The following is a 21,977-nucleotide window of genomic DNA, read 5'->3' as shown; positions in this document are numbered from 1 at the left end:
TTTAGTAAATATTCAAGATCAATAATTAAATTTTAATGATATGTCAGGTGAAACAAATTTATCACAATTAATAAAAGGGATGACCCCAAAATTGAATGATGGAGAATATGTGTTCACGACTGTAAAAGATGTCAGTGGTATTCATCGAGAAGATATCATTTGTGAATTTAAAGAAAGTGAAGGAAGAACGATTGTAATAGAAAAGCAAAAGGCTGATCATTTAAAATTGGATTATGAATATGTTGCTTCTTGGATTACCCTAATGATACATTCTTCTTTAGATGCAGTAGGTCTGACTGCAATTTTTTCAACTGAATTAGCAAAAAATGATATTAGTTGTAATGTGATTGCAGGGTATTATCATGATCATATTTTTGTTGATGTCAAAGACTCAGACAAAGCAGTGAATGTGTTGACAGCATTATCAAGAAATTATACTTCTGATGGAGAATGAAGTAATCAGTTTAATTCTATATCATTTAAGGAAAGCACTTTAATTTTTAACTATTAATAACCTCATTTTATTGAAATAGTCCCTTTAAAATAAGCCTTATTTTTTGTATTTTGCAGTAATCTGTTTGTGATAAAAAAAGAACAAATTGACGTCCACTACTATATAATGACTTGTAATTTGAAATATATACTAACTTACTTTTTATTAGCTTTTACTTTTATAGTAAGTGCAACTCCTATAAAACTGCCTAACTTTTCGGGTTCTGTCACTAATATCCTCCAAGATAAGGAAGGTTACATGTGGTTTGCTACTTGGGATGGTTTATACAAGTATGATGGTTATGAATTGACAATTTTTGGAGAGAGAAATTACCAACCTTTGTTGGATAAAAAGATCTCTGCAATAATGGAACATTCTGATGGACGTATTTGGATAGGTACTGACAATAATGGGATATTTATTTATGATAAAAAGACAGATTCATTCGAACATCTTACTCAAAATTCAGAATCTGCTCGTACTTTAAATATCAAAAGAATAACGTCATTTGATGAAGACAACTTAGGTAACATTTGGATTGGTACTCAAGGCAATGGTTTAGCGTATTATAATATCAATAATGGCTTATTTAAAGCTTATACTCAGAGAGATTTTGGAAATATATTCGATCTTCAGGTTTTCCAAGATTTAGTTATTTCTGTACATTATGATAAAAACGGTTTCCTTTGGTTTGGTACTATGCAGGGTTTGGCTTGTATGGATATTAAAACGGAAGAAGTATCGATTTTAACTGGGGGAGATTTTACAGGTGTATTCAGTATTTATCAATCAGAAGATAATGAGATTTGGTGTTCGAATAAAAGTGGGATCTTTACAGCAAAATTTAAGAACAAAGAATTAATCGGAGAGTTTCAAAAGAAATTTATCAATAATAAAAAGTCGTTTTTAATACCTTCTCATGCTAATAAAGATGTTTTGTGGTTCATGACTTCAAGTGACATTTTTACTGTCAATATAAAAGATAAGACTGTTACTCCTTGCAATGAGTTTAAAGGTAAAACAGGGTTCTCTCATATTTTTGAAGATAGAAGCGGAGTACTTTGGGTTGGGACACATTTTGGGGTATATACTTTTGATTTATTTCGTAAACCAATTCAACCGTTATTACCCAATCGTATAGATCCAGTAGTCACAATTGAAGAAGTAAATGGAAAAATCTGGGTAGGAACAATCAACGGTAAATTGTATTATGAAAAATCTCATGATGATAATGGATTAGGAAATTATGTGAAGCATCCCCACAGGTTTGAGCAGATTTCCAATATAATGGAGTATCAAAATCAAGTATGGGTAAGTGCAGTAGGTAAAGGGATTTATCGACTAGATGAAGCAACAGGTGAAATAATAAATACTTATACAAGATCTAATAAAATCATTAATCCTTATGTTATGTCTATGGCTAATTCGGATTATGATGATAGCTTTTGGATAGGGTTTTGGGATATGGGTCTTTCTTATTTTGATGCAAAGAAAGATAAATTTGTATCCATCAATTCAGGGAATGGGAGAAAGCTTTTTGATGTACCCATCATTAAAATAATTGCTGTAGGAAAAGGTGAACTTTGGGTAGGCACAAGAGGAGAAGGCCTATGGAAGGTAATTTATGACGAGGAGTATCACATCACAGAAATTGAACAGTTTAATGTGAAAACACCTACAATGAACACTTCATTGATTAGTGATATAGTCGAAAAGGATAATCAAACAATTCTTGTGGCTACAGAAAATGGATTGTTCGAATTTCTAAAAGAACGTAATCATTTCTCTCAAAAAAATATACCTACCAATTTATTAAAAGCGACAATCAGTAGTCTTGCAAAAGCACCTAATAATAGTATTTGGGGAACAACATTAACCAATGCTTTTGAATGGAACGGCGATCAATTTTTTAGTTACAATACTGAAGATGGATTAGCAAATACAAGATTCTACAATAATTCAAAGAAATTAACTTCCAAAGGGAATGTTCTATTTGGAGGAGAGAATGGAGTAGATCTATTAAAGATTAAACAATTTGATCTATCACCTTACCAAGTTAAAGCAGAGATCTCACAGTTTTATCTAAATGGTCAAGCTGTTCACCCTAATCAGAAATTAACTTCAGGTGTCTTACTAACAGATGTGATTCAAAATTTAGATCATCTAAAGTTAACGCACGATCAAAATACATTTTCTTTCTATCTGTCTTCATGTAATTATACTAGAGGAGATAAAAAAGTTTTCCGCTATAAAATGGAAAACATTGATAAAGATTGGATAGAAACAACCGGCACACAACACATTGCAAGCTACAATGGTTTAATGCCTGGTAAATATATTTTCACCGTCATGGCATCCAACGTAGATGGAAGTTGGGGAGAGGAGGTAAAAGCTCTACAAATTACGATAACTCCTATTTGGTATCTATCTATTTATGCTTATGTCCTTTATGCCTTTTTGTTGATAGGTGTGATTGTAATTATTATGATTTGGTGGAGAAGAACGGTACAAAAAGCCAATGAAGAAAAGTACGAACATCTCAAGATGAGAGATGAAAAAATTGAGTACGAAAGGAAAGTCAACTTCTTTACCAATTTATCTCATGAAATGAGGACTCCTCTTACACTTGTACTAGGTCCGATTGAACAAATAGCGAAGAATAACGCTGTGCAAACAGAACTACAAGAACCTTTAGGTATTGCCTACAGAAATGCACAAAGGTTATTGCGTTTAACAGACCAATTAATGTTTTTGACTAAAAGCCAGCATGGGCAAATGCGTTTGAATGTGAAACAAGAAGAAACACAAATGCTGATGAAAGATGCGACAGATGCTTTTAAACATGTGGCTAAAAAGAGAAAAATCAATTATTCTATTAACTATTCCGATCAGTTACAACCTTCTGTTTTTATAGATAAAGTGATTTTCGAAGCTGTTTTATATAACATACTTTCGAATGCTTTTAAATACAATGTGGATAGTGGTGGAGTTTGGGTAAATGTATCTACTGTTAAGTTTCAACATGTACAATCAAAATTTGTGAGTTACAATGGTAATTTACCCGATAAATATGCTCGAAATTATCTATGTATCGAAGTAAAAGATTCTGGCATTGGTATTAATAAAGAAGATTTGGACATCATTTTTGATCGTTTTTATCAAGTGAAATCTAAGAATGATACAGGAGCAGGAATTGGTTTAGCCTTTGCCAAATCTATTATAGAAGCAATGAAGGGAATCATTTATGTAGAGAGTGAAGTATCATTAGGATCAAAATTCACCCTTTTTGTACCAAGTGATGAAGACTTTTATTCTGAAGCTGAAAAGGACAATGATGCTACAGAATTGGTGTCTAAACTATTATATTCAAATACAGAAAAACTACAGTTTGAAGATAAATTAAATGATCAGGTAGAGAAGGAGAAAATAGCCAAAGAAGAGTTGATTCTAATCGTCGAAAAGTCGGAAGAAATTCAAGAATATATTGCTAGTATTTTAGAAAAAGAATATAAAGTAATGTATGCAAATGATGGTTTAGAAGCCTATGAGAAAGTATTGAAATATTATCCTTCATTGGTGATTTCTGAAATTTATCTTGAAGGTATGGACGGCTTACAGCTTACCGAAAAAATAAAATTGGGAGAAAAGACCAAACATACACCAATCATTTTATTATCTTCCAATCCTGATACACAAGAACGTATCAAAGCATTAGAAGCAGGTTCTGATTCCTTTATTGCCAAACCATTTTCTCCTAAGCATATGGAGGTTAGGGTGCATCAATTATTAAAAGCAAGATCAAATATTATGGTTTTGGATAAGAAAGAGACAAAAACAAATAAAAATGTCCCTAAAAAAGCGGAAGTTTCTTTTGAAGATCATGCAAGAAAAATAATTGAAAAGAATATATCTGAAGTAGAATTTTCTATACCAGAGTTAGCTAAGGAACTGGATATGAGTAATATTCAGCTTTATAGAAAAATGAAGGCGGAAACCGGTATGCCTCCAGTAGAATTTGTGAGGAATATTCGTTTACAGAAAGCGCTTGATTTATTAAAAACATCTGACCTTAATATATCAGAAATTGCTTACGAGGTGGGTTTCAACGATCCTCAATATTTTAGGAAATCGTTCAAAAAACAGTTTGGACAGACACCTACACAATACAGGAAGCCAATAAAGAAATAGCCTTTATTTATCACTCAAAAACCGATGGATAATATTCTTCTTTTCCTGCTATCGATAAAAGAGTTTTTAAAGAACAAGTCAGGAATGAGATGTTTTAATCTAAAAATTTAAAGGAGGCTGTCCCATATTTATCTATTCAATAAAGGTATTAATTTTATTGATTGGATAATTACGAAACGGCCTCTTCTAAAAATGAAGATGATTTACAGAATTAACGGATGATCAGTTTTTGAGCTTGATCAGCTACTCTAACAATATAAACCCCCGAAGAAAGGGCATCCGTATGTAAAGTATTTGATTCTCTACTTACAGTTTGAGAAGAGATAATTTGTCCCTGTAAAGTCAAAATGTTCGCTTGATAAGTCCCTTCTCCAAGTCCACTTATTTTAACCAATCCTTCTGCTGGGTTAGGTGATAAGCTTATTTGAGCTACAGGAATATCTACTGTAACTAACTCCGTTATTCTAGAAGAACTATTACAATTGGTGATTAAATCCCATTGTCCATCACTTCTTTTTCTGTATAAAATGCCTCCGTTAATAGCATATTGGCCAGCAGAGTAGCTATTTGAATTACCATTGTAAGTAGGTGCATTTGCACATGTTGTACCATTAGATCCACCACCTGAATTACTTTTTGGTTTGTATACTCTTACCCAGTCTACCTTCATTTGATTTCTAGCCGGACTAGCTAAATCGGCATTAGAAGGAGTGTGGTTTAAAGCCAACCACTGTTGAGATTCTACATTAATAATAATATCCATTGCTTTAGTAAAACCATTACCTCCTTGGAAATTCCCAGGATCGATAACACTAATTCCTCTAGAATTATTACTTGCTGCTTGAATAGTGGAAAAGTTATAGTTGGTACTAGTAGCATAAGTTGTTACGGCAGTATATCCATTAGTATTATTGGTAGGGAATTTACCATTCATTGCATTGAAATATTGATATTGCCATGTACCATTAACTTTAGTCGCAGTAGCATTTCTGTACATTACTCTTACCAATTTTCCATCGATATAATATTCAAAATGTTTTGGACCCACCCAATAGACACCCATTCTTACATAACGTCTATTGCCATTGTTCCAACACCAATCCCCCCAGCCATAGTTGGCTGTAACACGATTGTCATTATACCAACTATTCCAATCTCTTGGTTGATAATCAGTAAAAGGAGTACGTATAAATGAGTGATGACTAATGTGCGTAAATTGCTTGAACCATGGAACATTACCATAGTTTTCAATGATATCAATTTCTTGAGTATCGTCGGGACTCAATAGCCAAAAACATGATGCTAAAGAAATGTTGGCAACACTAATAGCAGATTCCACATAAACGGGGTAGACTACTCTTTTATTAGAGGTAACACAGCCAGAAAAAACACCTGGAATACCCATTTTTGTAGTGTTGTTGCTTTTAGCTACAGTAATGACAAGATTGTCTCCATCTACTTTTACTCTATTGTGCTTCCAATAAGTAGTTCCAGGACCATCCCAAGCATTATGGTAAAAGTTATACCATTTCCCATTACCAAAATTTGATCTGTAGTTGACAGCATTGAAGTTATAGTTGAAATCATCAGAAAGGTTACTCTGAAGTTCCCAAGTTTTACCTTGTCCCGCCCATGCAGGTACAGGAATATTCTTCCATTCTTGGGCGTTAGCAATTTGTCCCATTAAGAATGAGAGTAAGATTAAATAATAATATTTCATTTCAAATAAGTTAAGTTGGGCCTTGTCGTATGAGGCTTGATTAAAGTTTTTAATTTAGAAATAGCATCTTCATTTCGGTGTCAAATAAGTGTTTTTATGATGTGTAAGCAAAGATTTAAACTAGACAAAAACTGAATTTTGAGGTTTTATTTAGTGGTACTTGTAAAGTTATAGGGGGTAAATTTTTTTTTATTTAGAGGAAGCCTTGAATAAACATATGGTAAATGGATGTTTTTGTACATTGTTATTTAGGTAGAAATAGAATCGTTGATTTTTTATATAAATGATTGATGTTCTATCATGAACAAGGTTAATTATCAAATTTATTTTAGAGCAAAAAAGAGAGATGAAAAAAACTCCTGCTCAACCATAGTCGAACAGGAGTTATATTATCAAGAAAGAATCTTAGAACATTGGTCCATCAGAGATGACAACCCCATCTAAATTCACTTCATAACGTTCTCCATCAATATTACCAGTAGAGAAACCAATTGCGATGTAATCTAAAGTGCCACCAAAGTCTGGTTTTTCAGCGTCGCCGCCCCAATTACTCCAAGCCATTGTACTTAATCTGAATGTATACAATTGCCATTCTCCATTGGTTTGAACAAAGTAATTCTCAGTATCGATATTTCCTCCAAATTTTGTTGCATTCTGGAAAATTTCGAATTGAAGGTTACCTTTTGCATCTCCTGTATTTACCCAGAATGAAAGGTGTGGATCTGTTACTCCCGAAAGGTCCAAGTTATTCGAGTTATCCATTTGTAAAGCACCTGTCCAATTCCAACCTGTCGCTCCGTTTAAATGAACATTTAAATAATGGTCACCAATATGGGCAGCCATGCTACCACCATCAATTCCATGAGTGGCTCCACCACCGTTATCATCCCATTTGTAAGTAGAAGTTTCGAAGTCTTCTAAATCATGAGAGACAATTACAGGGCCATCAGTAATCATGACATTATCCAAGTTTAGAATGAAAGGGTTTGCACCATTACCTTGTTTGTAAGATAGTTTTACAAAATCTAAAGTACCTTTGATATCAATGGCTTCTAAACCACCGCCCCAATCAGAAAGTTCAAGATCTTTAAGTCGTACTGTTACCCATTGCCATTCGTTATTAGTAGCACGGAATACATAATTATCTCCTTCATTTCCTGTAAAGCCAGGTTTAAAGTCAGCACCATTTTTAGTATCATTTTGTCCTACTTCTAACTGGAAATATCCCTGAGAAGTTTCCGAGTTGATTTGGAAACTCAAGTGTGGATCTGTAAAAGTGACTAAATCAATAGGGTTACCATAATAAAGTTGTCCCATCCAAGATGTCCAACCATCAGCATCTGCTTTTCTAACAGTTAAGTAGTGGTCACCTCTGCCTTTAGAAATACCTGATCCCGCATCCAAACCATTTTCAGGAGTCACATCACCAGGTTCATAAGGGTTAACACCATCTTCAAAATCAAAAAGTACATATGGAGGAACAGGATCGAAAAATTCACCTGCATCTTCTACAGTAATCGATTTAGAATCAGGTACATTAGAGTCTTCATTGTAAGTAAAAACACTAATGACCACTTCATCAGCTAAGCTACTTGGAGCAAGAACATTGATTTGAGAAGGATTACCTTTCGAACCGTCTACCTCAACCGTTTGACCATCAATAATTACTTTATAGATTAAATCTACATTTGTCCCTTTTATGGCAAATACCTGCCCTCTTGTAATAAAAGTGGGGTATTCTACATTTTCTGTAAGGGGATATACAGGAGTATATTCTGCTTCAGAAAGAACTTCTTGTTTGTAAGCATTGATCACTCTTAAATGAGAGATGTCAAAGATTCTTGGAAGGTTAGCTTTAATAGTATCTTCAGAGGCACTTACCACTATACTTGAGCAAGGAGTATCACCTAAGTAAACTTGAGCATTTTTGAAATTTTCACCAACGACAACAAATGGTTCTCCAATTACAGTAGGGTTTTGCAAGTTAGATTCAACAATTGTTGGTTGAGGATAACTGATATCATTTGATTGATTGTACTCTTTTTGAGAAGTACAAGACTCTATTCCGAAAGCCATCCCTAAGAAGGCTATTCCGAATGTCACCTTATGTATTTTTTTTATAATATTCATTATTTCTAATCTAAATTCTAGTGAAGAAATATGGGGCTGTTACTTTTACTATAGTTACGATTTAATGGTCGAGGAATGTCATTTGAACTTATCCAATTAACAAGTAAATAGTAGTTAAAACAGCCCCATTTATTATTAGTAGCCAGGGTTTTGTGATAATCCAAATGAAGCTACTTCAGCAGCAGGAATAGGTAAAACAGGAATGCCGTTTAATTTCTTACCTTCCATATTACTCACTACTGTAGCACCAGTAAGGTCTTCTCTGTAGCCTATATTATCTTTTTGAAGAGCAGTTTCTAATTGACCTGTTCTCAGTAAGTCCCAGAACCTTAACCCTTCCAAAGATAACTCCACTCTTCTTTCATGAAGGATAGCTTCTATTAGTAGATTACCTGAGGCGGTTACTTCTGGAAGTGCTGCCGAATTATCTCTATCAGAATAAGTATTATCACTTTCATTCCAGCCCTTAGGGTAGGTCATTTTTCTTGCTCTATCTCTTACCTCATTTACTCTTTGGCGAGCCATAGATTCATTTCCAGTATGATAAGCAGCTTCCGCATTCATTAATAATAAATCTGCGTATCTGAATTTACGTTGATTCTGAGGGTTATCAGATTGTTCGTTAGGACGCAGTGCTTGATCCATCAGTACCTTTCTAGGGAAGTATCCTGATAAGAACTGAGAAGTAGAAACACCTTGAGCGACACCATGGGCAAATTGACCATCTTGACCAGCTGTCCATTCTAAACGAGGATCATTGGCTTCAAATTCATCTACAAGATCTTGTGATGGATTTAAGAATCCCCAACCCCAACCTTTGATATCTCCAGTACCTCTAGGTGCTGTAAGGATAGGGGAACTAGAACCCGTATTTTGATTGGCCCATCCTGTGTTTGAAGTAGTATGTTGCACTTCGAAGATAGAACCAACACCGTTTTCGCCATCTATTTCAAATACTTCAGCCAAATTGAAGGCCAAAGAATACTGACTTGAAGCAATTACTTCGTTAGTTAAATCAAATACTTCTTGCCAAGTATGATTATTTGCATTCCAAATACCTATATCATACATGATTACTCTAGCCAAGTAGGCCTTAGCAGCTCCAGATGTTGCTCTACCAAGATCCATTTCAGATCTATTGCCTAATTTATCAGCTGCTTCAGAAAAATCAGCTTCAATTTGAGTCAATACATCTTTTACCGACGATCTTCCCACATTTCCAATCTGATCTGGAGAAACAGGTTCAGTAAATAAAGGCACATCACCAAATAAACGTACTAAATAGAAGTAGCTATAAGCTCTGATAAATAAAGCTTCACCTACTAACTGATCTCTAGTTGTTTCATCAAAACTAGTAGCAGGAGAAATACCTTTTATAGCTGTATTTGCTCTATGGATAGCTTGGTAATACGTTTTCCATGCTGAATGTGAAGTAGCATTTACGTTTACGGCAGTCCATTCTTTTAGCATCTGAACATCTTGCATATCTCCAAAATCAGAGCCACCTTTCCAAGCATTATCAGACATTACTTCTCCAAACATCCATTCTTGCATATGAGCAACAACGCCTTGGTCTTGTGCAATAGCTTGGTAACAAGCATTTACTGCCAATTGTGCATTTTCAACATCGTCATAATATGCTGGAGTATCTACTGCTTGTCCTTGAGGCTCTCTATCTAGAAAACTTGAACAACTTGCTGTTGCGATCAACATGCTAGAACATGCCAATACTTTAATTAATATATTTTTTAGTTTCATTTCCTTTCTTCTTTATTAAGGTTGAAGATTAAAAAGTAACATTTATACCTAAAGAGTATGTAGTTGATTTAGGGTAGTTGCCAATGTCTACACCTTGTGCTAATGGGTCATTGTAATGATCAGAAACTTCTGGATCATAACCACTGTAATTAGTTAAAGTGAAAAGGTTATCTACAGAACCATACACTCTTAAACGTTGTACATGTATTTTTTTACAAAGATCATCTGCGAATGAGTATCCCAATTGTACGTTTTGCAATCTTAAATAAGAAGCATCTTCTACGTAACGATCAGAGAATCTTCTGTTGTTATTAGGATCACCTGATACCACTCTTGGCAACGTTCCGTTAGGATTGTTTTCTGGGTGGAAACGATTATCATAATAATTTTTAGATTGATTTTTCTGAGCATTAGAATCCTCAATCCAGAACTTTTGAATATTAGCGACTTCATTACCGTAAGAACCAGTGAAGAATAGATTTAAGTCAAATCCTTTATATTCAACACCAATATTAAATGAACCTGTAAATGTTGGAATAGCCGAACCTAAGTTAGTTTTGTCGTCATCATCAATTACACCATCACCGTTAATATCAACAAACTTTACATCACCTACTGAAGCGTTAGGTTGAAGAGGATTTCCTTCTGCATCAACATGGGCATCTAATTGTGATTGACTAGTGAAAATACCATCAGTTTGATATCCATAGAAATAAGCCACTTCTTGTCCTTCTTCTGTTCTCGTAGTGAATCCTAATTTATCGATATAACCACCGTCAATATGGCCTGTTTCACCTAGGTTAGTAATTTGATTATTAATTACTGCAATGTTGGCACCGATATTCCATTTTACTTCGTGTTCTACATTTCTGTAATTCACAGCAAATTCAAAACCTTTATTCTGCATAGTACCTACGTTCACATTAGGAGAGTTAGCACCCACATAATCTGGAACTGGCTGAGGTACTACCATATCTTTTGTGTTTTTAATAAAATACTCTGCAGTAAAGGTTAATTGATCATTAAATAATCCCATATCCAAACCTACATTGGTCATTTCTGCAGACTCCCATCTTAAATCAGGATTAGAAAGTGTAGTTGGAATTCTACCTTCGATTACTTGACCATCGACTACATATCTAAGATTATTAGTAACTGTAGACAAGTAATCATTGTTACCCGCTGAAGATTGGTTACCTACTTCACCCCATCCGGCTCTTAGTTTTAATTGAGAAACGATATCTGATTGCTTTAAGAAGTCCTCTTCTTTCATATTCCATCCAGCAGAGAAAGAAGGGAAGAAGCCCCAACGATTTCCATCTGCAAATTTAGAAGAACCATCAGCTCTGAATGTTGCCGTTAAAAGGTATTTGTTATCAAAACCATAATTGGCACGTGCAAAATAAGATTGTAAAGCATTAGCACCTTGAGAAGAAGTAGCAAAGAAATCAGATCCTTTTGCTGCACCTAAATATCTCATGTTGGGATTAAATGGAACATCAAAACCTGTAGCCATCATATTGTTGTAGCTAAAGTATTGCATTTCCATACCTACCATTCCACCAACAGTGTGTTTACCAAACGTTTTCGTATAGTTAGCATAGTTAGACCAAACCCAGTCAAAGCGAATGTTTCTATGTTCATCTAATTGAGAAGTCATTCGTTGTTCTTCATTAGAAACATAATAGGCAGGTAGATACATTTTCTGAGATTGATTTCTGTAATCTACTCCAAAGTTAGAAGTGAAAGATAAATTTTTTGATGCTTTAGCATTCAAAGAGAAGTTACCTACAATTCTGTTATCAAATGATCTTTTGTATTGTTCTTGATCAGCCATACGAGCAGGGTTGTTATTGTACGACCAATTTGCTCTAGCATAGCTGCCATCAGGATTAAATACAGGAGTGATAGGATCAGCCCATAAAGACTGTGTTAGAGGACTTGAATAGATATCATTCAAGTTCGTTAAAGAGTAATTTGCATGCGTATAGGCAACATTTTGTCCAAAGTCTAACCAATGAGTTAGCTTGTGATTGTTATTAAATTTTACAAAGAACTTCTCTAAGTCAGTACCTTTTAAAATACCTTCATCCTTAACATATGATGTTGAGAAGTTGAATTGATTCTTTTCAGAACCACCATTAATACCAAAGTTATAATTTTGGAAAGAGCCTTGTCGTAAAAGTTCATCTTGCCAGTCTGTACCTTGATAATTTCCGTTAGCAACATAAGATAATTGTTCAAACTCATCTGTTCCCTCAGCAAAACGTCCAGCTTCCAATCCTAGTTGAGCATATTCTGATGCATTGGCCATTTCAATAACATTAGCCGCTTGTTTTACACCAGATTGAGCATTAAATGTATAAGTATATTTACTACTTGCTTTACCCTTTTTTGTGGAAATTAAAATCACACCATTCGCACCTCTTGAACCATACACTGCTGTGGCAGAAGCATCTTTTAATACTTCCATAGATTCCACATCTTGAGGAGCAATATGAGAGATATCTTGCATCGGGAAACCGTCAACAACATATAAAGGATCGGAATTATTGATAGTACCAATACCTCTTACTCTTACTTTAGATCCACTTGCAGGGTTACCAGAGTTGGTTACTTGAACACCTGGAACACGACCTTGAAGTGCTTTATTAACATCTTCAGTTGCAATTACTGTAAGTTCTTCCGACTTCACAGTAGAAACTGATCCAGTCACATCACTTTTCTTTGCAGTACCATAACCAATGACTACTACCTCATCTAGTTCTTCTAAATCAACTTCCATATTCATGTTGATCTCCGTTTTGGAACCTACATCTAATTCAGTTGTTTTATACCCTATAGAGGAGAATCTTAAAATAGTTCCATCTGAAGGTATGTTTAATTTAAATTTACCATCAAAATCTGTAATCGTACCCGTAGAACTCCCAACAATAGTTACGTTCACCCCTGGAAGAGGTCCATCTGTTTCATCTTTAATACTACCTTGTATTATACGTTCTTGTGCGTAAGCACTAATCGAAAGTGTAATAGCGATGAACAGCAGAAAAAAATTTTTAAAGATCTGCATGATTATCTCTTTTTATCGTTTTGTTGTTATTCAACCTAAATAGTTTAGTTGAATTAAGAATAATAAATAACCGCGGCGTTATGTATACAAATGTAGGGTGAACACTAATTAATCCGAGGTTGATTTTTGACAAAAAGGAGTTGAAAAAAATATATTTATCATGATAGTGAAATTTTATTTATGGAATAATTTAACTTTTTTGATGAAAAATTACTCTTTTAGATAAGTAGTTCTATTCGTTTTCTTTCTTTCTGAAAGGAGTATATATCAATATGGATTAAAAAGTGGAAAATTATAAATATTCCCACTATTTTAACAGTTTTCTATTTGTAGTTTTATTGATAAAAATGTCATTTTATTAGGTTGTTTTTTATTGCTTTATTTTTGTTTTATTGTAAAATATGAACCTATAAAAACCCCTTTATTGTATGTAAAAATGGATATTGTGATAAAAAATAACCTTTTGTAATTCTCGTTATTTATTTCCTTTCATTTCACTGTATTCATCAAAAATAAAAATCTCCCTACCCTTGTTTAGTGTTTGATGTACATTTGAATTGTGATCTAAAAAAATCTAGACTTATATCTGTAATTTAATGAAAAGAATGTACTCTATAGTGTTGTTAATTTTGTTCTCTTTTGGAGTAGGAGCCTGCTCTAAGAATATGCAGCAAAAGGAGTCGCCGAAGGTAGAGAAGCCCAGAGTAATTATTACTACAGATATAAATACAACTAGGTATTATAAGGCCGATGAGTATGCAATAGTCTATATGTTATGGTATGCTGATTTTGTTCAAATTGAATCAATTATTACATGTAGACCCTCAGATTCTTCTTCAGATAGATTGAGTGATTTACTCAATTTATATCAAAAAGACTATGAGAATGTCAGTTTTCAGTTTCATGAAAATAGATTTCCATCACCTAAAGATTTAGCTTCTCTTGTTTGTAGGGATAAAGAGAAAGCAGCCATCAAAATTATACAAGCTGCTAGACAAAAAACAGAGCAACCTTTATGGATTTTGATGTTAGGTAATATGAAAGTGGTAAAAGAAGCCTTGTTATTAGCCCCAGATATTGAAAATAAAATTCGATTGATTTCGATAGGAACAGGTATTAAATCTCCGGATGAAGATGTTTGTGGTAATCTAAATTGGAACGGATGGGGTCGAACAGAAATCTACAACAGATTTAAATCTTTATGGTGGATAGAAAACGATTGGGCATATAAAGGTATCTCGGAAGGGGAAGTTTCTAATGAGGTTATGAATAAGGTTGGGCAATGTGGTGCATTAGGTAAAATCATGCTTAATAACACTCAACCAACATTAGTACTCGACAAGGCAATACCTTTTATGTTTTTATTAGATCCAACTATTCATCCTAATCATCCAGAATTTGGAGGATGGACAGGAAATTATATCAAACCTTTTCCTGTAGAAAGACCCAATTACTGGGTGGATCGAGCAGAGACAAAGAAATGGAATTACAAAAACCCTTGTAGTTCATGGGAATTAGCAGAACAGGTATATAGAGAAAGAAAGTTTAGTGTACAAAACCGTAAAAATGAGATGTATGCTTCATTAGTCGATCGCCTGACTCAACTATACTCTAAGACAAAGGGAACTAAATATTAAAAATTTTTTAAAGACAAAATGATGAGAAAGAGATTAATAGCTGCTTCTTTTCTAATTGGACTTCTCGCTTTCAATTTTGGAATAGCAGAGAAGAAAGAGAAAGCATCAAGATTAAATGACAAGAAAGCAACAAAAGAGACGGTAGATTTATATCATAAGTTATATGAAGTTAGTGGTAGAGCACAAACTGTTTTTGGACATCAAGATGATCTAGCTTATGGTTATCATTGGTGGGGTGATGGTTCCGATGTGAAAAATGTAACTGGAGATTATCCGGGTTTATATGGTTGGGATATGGGAGAAATGGGCAATGAAACAAATTTAGATGGCGTTGCTTTTTCTGATATCAAAAGGTACATCAAAGAATCTTATGTTAGAGGAGGGATTTCAACTCTGAGCTGGCATATGATCAACTTAAAACAGAAAACGAGTTCTTGGGATACTACTAGAGTGGTAGACGAAATGTTTGAAGGAGGAAAGTATCACCAAGATTTTATAAATAAACTAGACCTATTCGCTGACTTTATCAATGATTTAGAAATTGATGGAAAGAAAATTCCTGTATTATTTAGACCATGGCATGAACATAATGGTTCTTGGTTTTGGTGGGGTGGAAAGAACGTAGAAATCAAAGATTATGTTGCTTTGTGGCAATTTACTGTTGAATATCTGCGCGATAAAAAAGGCCTTCATAACATTATCTATGTTTATTCTACTGATGCTTTTAATTCAGAAGAGGCTTACCTCGAACGATATCCAGGTGATAAATATGTAGACATTTTAGGCTTTGACGATTATGGAGCTTTTAGAGCTAATGCCACTCCAGAAAGAGAAGCATGGATAATTAAGGAATTAGAAATTGTAGCAAAGTTAGCCGATCAGAAAAATAAAATTTGTGCTTTTACAGAGACTGGTTTAGAGGCAGTTACCGACGATCAATTTTTCACTAAAAAACTATTAAAAAAATTGAATCATAATGAGTGGACTAAGAAGGCAGCGTACGTGATGTTATGGAGAAATGCCAATTATGAAAAAGAACAGAGAGATCATTTTTATGTGCCTTATAAAGGACATTCCTCTGCTCAAGATTTTACAGAGTTTAAAGAGGACCCAAGTATTCTCTTTGAATCAGATTTATCAAATGTGAAGGTGAACTAATTAAGGAACTCATTATGCAATTAAAATTATTAGATCTCATCATTATTGGTCTTTATTTACTATCGACAGTAGTGATTGGTATATATTTAAAAAAGCAGGCTTCTAAGAATATGGAATCCTACTTCTTAGGAGGCAACTCTTTACCTTGGTACATGTTAGGGTTATCCAATGCCTCTGGAATGTTTGATATTTCGGGCACGATGTGGATGGTGTATCTATGTTTTGTTTACGGACTTAAAAGTGTTTGGATTCCCTGGCTATGGCCTGCTTTTAATCAAATATTTCTTATGATATATCTTTCGGTATGGTTAAGAAGATCAAATGTTCTTACAGGTGCTGAATGGATTAGAACAAGATTTGGAGATGGAACAGGAGGGAAATTATCTCATATGGTTGTTGTCTTTTTTGCCATCTTGAGTTGCTTAGGTTTTCTATCATACGGATTTATCGGTATCGGGAAATTTATTGAAATATTTATCCCTTGGTCTTATGTAGGAGAATACATGCCATTCGATTTATCGCCAGAGCATGTTCCTTACGCTTACGGTATATTATTTACAACTATTGCTACATTTTATGTAGTAATGGGAGGTATGCTTTCTATTGTGTGGACAGATGTTATCCAATTTGGGATCATGACAGTTTCTGCTGTTGTAATTGCAGGAATTGCCATGACTCAAGTGGATTCTGAAACTCTTATGGCAATGGTTCCTGAAGGATGGGATTCTCCTTTATTCAGTTACGATTTAAGTATGGATTGGACCGCTTATATTCCATCAGTTAACGATAAAATTTCCAACGATGGATTTTCTCCATTCTCTATCTTTTTTATGATGATGCTCTTTAAAGGATTTTTTGCTTCAATGGCAGGACCAGCACCTAATTTTGATATGCAAAAAATCTTATCGACAAAATCACCAAAAGAAGCAGCAAAAATGAGTGGTTTCGTCTCGGCAGTCATGTTTCTACCTAGGTATTTGATGATCGGTGGATTTACTATTCTAGCAGTAGTTTATTTTAGTGGAGATATTAACCAAGCAGGATCAGGATTTGATTTTGAAAATATCTTACCAATGGCTATCAAAGAATTTGTACCTACAGGTTTAATGGGACTTCTATTAGCAGGTTTATTGGCCGCTTTTATGTCAACATTTGCTTCTACTGTTAATGCAGCTCCAGCCTATCTAGTCAACGATATTTACTTAAGATATATCAATCCTAAAGCTAGTGGTAAGCTGCAAATGAGAGCGAGTTATATCATATCAGCTTCTGTTGTAGTAATTAGTACGATTATCGGATTATTTGTTGAAGATATAAATTCAATTTTACAATGGATCGTATCCGCATTATACGGAGGATATATCGCAGCAAACTTCTTAAAATGGCATTGGTGGAGATTTAATGGCCATGGATTTTTCTGGGGAATGGCTGCAGGTATTGCCGCATCAATGATTTTCCCATTAGTCTTTAAGCAAACATTAGAATTATACTACTTCCCATTATTATTCCTAGTATCATTAATTGGTGCAGTAGGAGGCACTCTATTGACTCCAGCTACAGAAGAAAAGACTTTAATGAAGTTTTATAAAACTGTAAAACCTTGGGGCTTCTGGGGACCAATCAAAAAGAAAGTAATGGCAGTAGACCCAACTTTCGAAGGCAATAAAGAATTTAAAAAGGACATGTTTAATGTGGTCATAGGAATAGTATGGCAATCTATGTTAACATTACTTCCATTGTATATCGTCATCAGAGAAGAATTAGGCATTGTTTCTACAGCTGCTATTTTGATCATTACCACTTTAATTCTGAAAAAGAATTGGTACGATAAACTTCCTGAAGAGCCACCAAAAGTACCAGAAGTAGTAGATCAAGAAGAATTAGCAACATCAAATTAAAAAATAGTGTGTAAACACTTAAAAGATAAGATCATGAATTTCAAAGAAAAATTAACCAGCTTAATTAAAGAACAAGAAGTCTTGTTATCTCAGAAAAATCAACCTTCTGAAGCATACAACGGTATTTTTACTAAATACAAAAATCCGATTTTAACGGCGGCACATACCCCACTATATTGGAGATTTGATTTTAACGAAGAGAGTAATCCTTTACTTCAAGAAAGAATAGGAATGAATGCTACCTTTAATGCAGGAGCCATTAAGTTTGATGGGAAATATGTATTGATGGTAAGGGTTGAAGGAGCTGATAGAAAATCATTTTTTGCAGTAGCTGAAAGTGATAACGGTATCGATAATTTTAGATTCTGGGATAAGCCTGTACTCATGCCAGAAACAGAACAACCGGATACAAATGTATACGATATGCGACTTACCGCTCATGAAGATGGATGGATTTATGGGATCTTTTGTACAGAAAGAAAAGACCCAAATACTCCAGAAAGTGACACATCGTCTGCTGTGGCCGCTGCAGGAATTGTAAGAACAAAAGACTTGGTGAATTTTGAGAGATTACCAGATTTGATTTCATATTCTGGTCAACAAAGAAATGTGGTCTTGCATCCTGAGTTTGTAGATGGGAAATATGCTTTATATACTAGACCTCAAGATGGTTTTATCGACACAGGTTCTGGTGGTGGAATTGCATGGGGATTGACTGATTCTATGGAACGTGCTGAGGTGAAGCAAGAAGTTGTGATAGAGCCTAAGATTTACCACACGATAAAAGAAGTGAAAAATGGACAAGGTCCTGCACCCATTAAAACATCAGAAGGATGGTTACATTTGGCGCATGGCGTAAGAAACACGGCAGCAGGTTTAAGATATGTACTATACATGTTTATGACTTCTTTAGAAGACCCAACAAAAGTGACTCATCGACCAGCAGGACATTTTATTGCACCATTAAATGAGGAGAGAATTGGCGATGTTTCTAACGTAGCCTTTGCCAATGGTTGGATCGCAGATGACAATGGAGAAGTGAAAATTTATTATGCCTCTTCTGATACAAGAATGCATGTAGCAACATCTACTATTGATCAGTTAGTAGATTATTGTAAAAATACTCCAGAAGATGAATACAGATCTGTAGCTTCAGTAGAGTCTATACATCAAATGGTTGACAAAAATGAAAAAATGATGGAAGAATTAGGTTTGATGATTCCAAATAGGCAGACGGTTTAGAGAAATTGTCTTCATTAAAAATTACTTACTAACCCACGATAATAGTCGTGGGTTAGCACATCGAATAAAATCATCAAACCACTCTTCACAATTTAAGCTGTGAAAATAGTGCATCATCACCAATTCTTATGGATATCAATTCATTTAACATATCGCTTACCAAAGAACTCCAAGAAGGTATACTTGCTTATTGGATGAATAACACCGTTGATCATAAAAATGGAGGATTTTACGGACAGATTACCTACGATAATCAAGTTATAGAAAAGGCCGATAAAGGAGCAATTCTTCATGCAAGAATCCTTTGGACTTTCGCTGCAGCTTATAATCAATTAAAAGAAGAAAAGTATTTAGAAATATGTGATCATGCCTATCAATATATACTCGATCATTTTATTGATAAGGAAAAAGGTGGGGTATTTTGGATGCTTGATTATAAAGGTGAAGTGGTAGATAGTAAAAAGCAGATATACGCTAATGCTTTTGTGATTTATGCTTTTTCAGAATATGCGATAGCAAAAGGAATCGATTCTCCAATAAAAGTAGCACTTGATATTTTTGATAAGATCGAGCAAAATGCCTTCGATAAAGAGTTAAACGGCTATTTTGAAGCCTATTCAAAAGATTGGGTCCTTCTAGAAGATTTAAGGTTAAGTGATAAGGACAAAAATGAAAAGAAGACCAATAATACACATTTACATATTCTAGAAGCATACACAACACTTTATACAGTCTCTAAAGACGAAAAGGTAGGACAACAATTGGAGAACTTGATTCAATTGTTTCTACATCAAATTCTCGATAAAAACACATATCATTTCAAACTGTTTTTTGATGAAAATTGGCAATTAAAATCGGATGAAATTAGTTATGGTCACGATATTGAAGGAGCATGGTTAATTCAGGCTGGAGCCGAAGCTTTAGGGAAAGAAAACTTGCTAAATGAAGTGAAAGCAGTGGCCAATAAAATTGCAGATGTAACCTTAAAAGAAGGTATTGCAGCAGATGGAGCTATCGTAAATGAAGGGAACCCTGATGGAATAACAGATACCGATCGTCATTGGTGGCCACAAGTAGAAGCAATGGTTGGTTTTATCAATTCCTACGAAAATACAGAGGATGAAAAATATTTAAATGTAGCCATACGCCTCTGGGAATATACTTTAGCTCATATTGTCAATACAGAATATGGAGAATGGTGGTGGAGAGTTGATGAAAACAATCAACCTAATTTAGAAGAAGATAAAGTAGGACCGTGGAAAGCACCTTATCATAACGGAAGAGCATGTATTGAAGGAATAAAACGATTTGAAAAATTAGCAAAAACATCAATATAAAATGAATAGAATTAACTTACTTTTTGGACTAATTGTTCTCTTATTTTCGTCTTGTATGAAATCAATGCAAGAAGGAAAAACAACAACATCATCAGGATTTGTGACGGTTGAAAATGATCGTCTGATGCTAGATAATCAACCCTATTACTTTATGGGAGCAAACTATTGGTATGGGATGAATATCGGTATGGAAAAAGGGGGAGATCGCATTCGTTTGATGAAAGAACTTGATCAAATGCAAGAAATGGGAATCACCAATCTTAGAATTTTAGCTTCTTCGGAAGGAGATGAAAATCAACAATTTCAAGTTCACCCAACATTACAACCATCACCCGGAAAATACAACGAAGAAGTATTTGTAGGCTTAGATTTTCTTCTCGATGAAATGAAGAAAAGAGACATGAAAGCAGTGATGGTTTTGAACAATTTTTGGACATGGTCCGGAGGAATGCCTCAGTATTTACAATGGGCTGGAAAAGGAGAAGTGCCTTATCCTCAAATTTCAAAAGACTACAATACTTTCACGAACTATTCAAAACAGTTTTACGCAGATGAAAAGGCCTCAAAAATGTTTGAGAATCATCTTAAAGTACTGATAAATAGAACAAACAGTATCAATAAAATAAAATACACTGAGGACGCGACCATCATGGCTTGGCAATTAAGTAATGAACCAAGAGGATATAGTGAGGTAGATGCTTACCATAAATGGATTAAACAGACGGCAGGGTTAATTAAATCTTTGGATCCCAATCATTTAGTTTCTTTAGGTGCTGAAGGAGATTCACCAGGACCCAATGCAGGTATCAATACTTTAAAAGACAATGATGTGAAAGATATTGATTATGTGACCATTCATATTTGGGCACAGAACTGGGGATGGTATGATCCTGCACATCCTGAAGAGAAATTTGAGGAGACTCAGCAAAAAGTAACAGAGTATTTAACCAAGCATGTCAACGACGCTAAAAGACTTGGGAAACCATCTGTATTAGAAGAATTTGGTATTGCTAGAGATAATGATGATTACTCTCCAGTTGCAACTACTTCATGGCGTGATAAATACTATACTTTTGTCTTTCAATCTGTATATGAATTAGGCAAATCGGGAGCACCTATTTACGGTATGAATTTCTGGGCTTATTCTGGAGAAGGTAGACCGAGAGCACCAAAAGAGTTTTGGCAAAAAGGAGACGATTTTTTAGGAGATCCACCACATGAACCACAGGGATGGTATGGAGTTTACGACAAAGATGCATCTACTATTAAGGTGATAGGTGATTATGCGAAAAAGATGCAAAGCCTATCTACAAAAATTGTAGCTGATAACGTTGAAAAGTAAATCG

At 34.5% G+C, this 21,977-nt stretch carries 12 protein-coding genes; 8 read left to right on the top strand and 4 right to left on the bottom strand.

What is annotated here, in order from left to right:
- Window positions 1-40: 40 nt before the first annotated feature.
- Both NH26_RS22765 and NH26_RS22760 read left to right on the top strand, forming a co-directional pair.
- A complete protein-coding gene (locus NH26_RS22765) occupies window positions 41-454 on the top strand; it encodes an ACT domain-containing protein (RefSeq protein WP_044220450.1) in 414 nt (137 codons plus the stop codon).
- Window positions 455-631: 177 nt separating this feature from the next.
- On the top strand, window positions 632-4,681 hold the full coding sequence (locus NH26_RS22760; RefSeq protein WP_158022013.1) for a hybrid sensor histidine kinase/response regulator transcription factor: 4,050 nt from the start codon (window positions 632-634) through the stop codon (window positions 4,679-4,681).
- Between the two features lie 211 nt (window positions 4,682-4,892).
- Here the strand turns inward: NH26_RS22760 and NH26_RS22755 are convergent, their stop codons facing one another.
- The 4 genes from NH26_RS22755 to NH26_RS22740 all read right to left on the bottom strand — a co-directional run bounded on the left by NH26_RS22755 (window position 4,893) and on the right by NH26_RS22740 (window position 13,359).
- Window positions 4,893-6,401, bottom strand: a complete 1,509-nt coding sequence (locus NH26_RS22755) for a T9SS type A sorting domain-containing protein (RefSeq protein ID WP_158022012.1) — start codon at window positions 6,399-6,401, stop codon at window positions 4,893-4,895.
- Between the two features lie 405 nt (window positions 6,402-6,806).
- Window positions 6,807-8,531 (bottom strand): hypothetical protein, encoded by a 1,725-nt coding sequence (locus tag NH26_RS22750; RefSeq protein ID WP_044220456.1) that lies wholly within the window; start codon window positions 8,529-8,531, stop codon window positions 6,807-6,809.
- Window positions 8,532-8,666: 135 nt separating this feature from the next.
- Complete coding sequence (locus NH26_RS22745) at window positions 8,667-10,289, bottom strand: RagB/SusD family nutrient uptake outer membrane protein (protein ID WP_084812338.1); 1,623 nt, start codon at window positions 10,287-10,289, stop codon at window positions 8,667-8,669.
- Between the two features lie 28 nt (window positions 10,290-10,317).
- Entirely contained in the window at window positions 10,318-13,359 is a 3,042-nt protein-coding gene (locus NH26_RS22740) for a SusC/RagA family TonB-linked outer membrane protein (RefSeq protein ID WP_044220461.1), read from the bottom strand.
- Between the two features lie 596 nt (window positions 13,360-13,955).
- Here NH26_RS22740 and NH26_RS22735 point away from each other — a divergent pair.
- The 6 genes from NH26_RS22735 (at window position 13,956) to NH26_RS22710 (ending at window position 21,973) form a co-directional block, all read left to right on the top strand.
- Window positions 13,956-14,996 (top strand): nucleoside hydrolase-like domain-containing protein, encoded by a 1,041-nt coding sequence (locus NH26_RS22735; RefSeq protein WP_084812337.1) that lies wholly within the window; start codon window positions 13,956-13,958, stop codon window positions 14,994-14,996.
- 21 nt (window positions 14,997-15,017) lie between these two features.
- Window positions 15,018-16,154 carry a glycoside hydrolase family 26 protein gene (locus NH26_RS22730; RefSeq protein WP_044220466.1) on the top strand — a complete coding sequence of 379 codons (1,137 nt, stop codon included), beginning with the start codon at window positions 15,018-15,020 and terminating at the stop codon, window positions 16,152-16,154.
- A 14-nt stretch (window positions 16,155-16,168) separates the two neighbouring features.
- A complete protein-coding gene (locus NH26_RS22725) occupies window positions 16,169-18,052 on the top strand; it encodes a sodium:solute symporter family protein (protein ID WP_044220469.1) in 1,884 nt (627 codons plus the stop codon).
- 33 nt (window positions 18,053-18,085) lie between these two features.
- Entirely contained in the window at window positions 18,086-19,294 is a 1,209-nt protein-coding gene (locus NH26_RS22720) for a glycoside hydrolase family 130 protein (protein WP_317040996.1), read from the top strand.
- A 128-nt stretch (window positions 19,295-19,422) separates the two neighbouring features.
- On the top strand, window positions 19,423-20,631 hold the full coding sequence (locus tag NH26_RS22715) for an AGE family epimerase/isomerase (RefSeq protein ID WP_044220470.1): 1,209 nt from the start codon (window positions 19,423-19,425) through the stop codon (window positions 20,629-20,631).
- 1 nt (window position 20,632) lies between these two features.
- Entirely contained in the window at window positions 20,633-21,973 is a 1,341-nt protein-coding gene (locus NH26_RS22710) for a glycoside hydrolase 5 family protein (protein WP_044220473.1), read from the top strand.
- Window positions 21,974-21,977: the final 4 nt, after the last annotated feature.

It is taken from the genome of Flammeovirga pacifica (assembly GCF_000807855.2).
GTDB classification, from domain to species: domain Bacteria; phylum Bacteroidota; class Bacteroidia; order Cytophagales; family Flammeovirgaceae; genus Flammeovirga; species Flammeovirga pacifica.
This window is presented reverse-complemented; position numbering and strand designations above follow the sequence as displayed.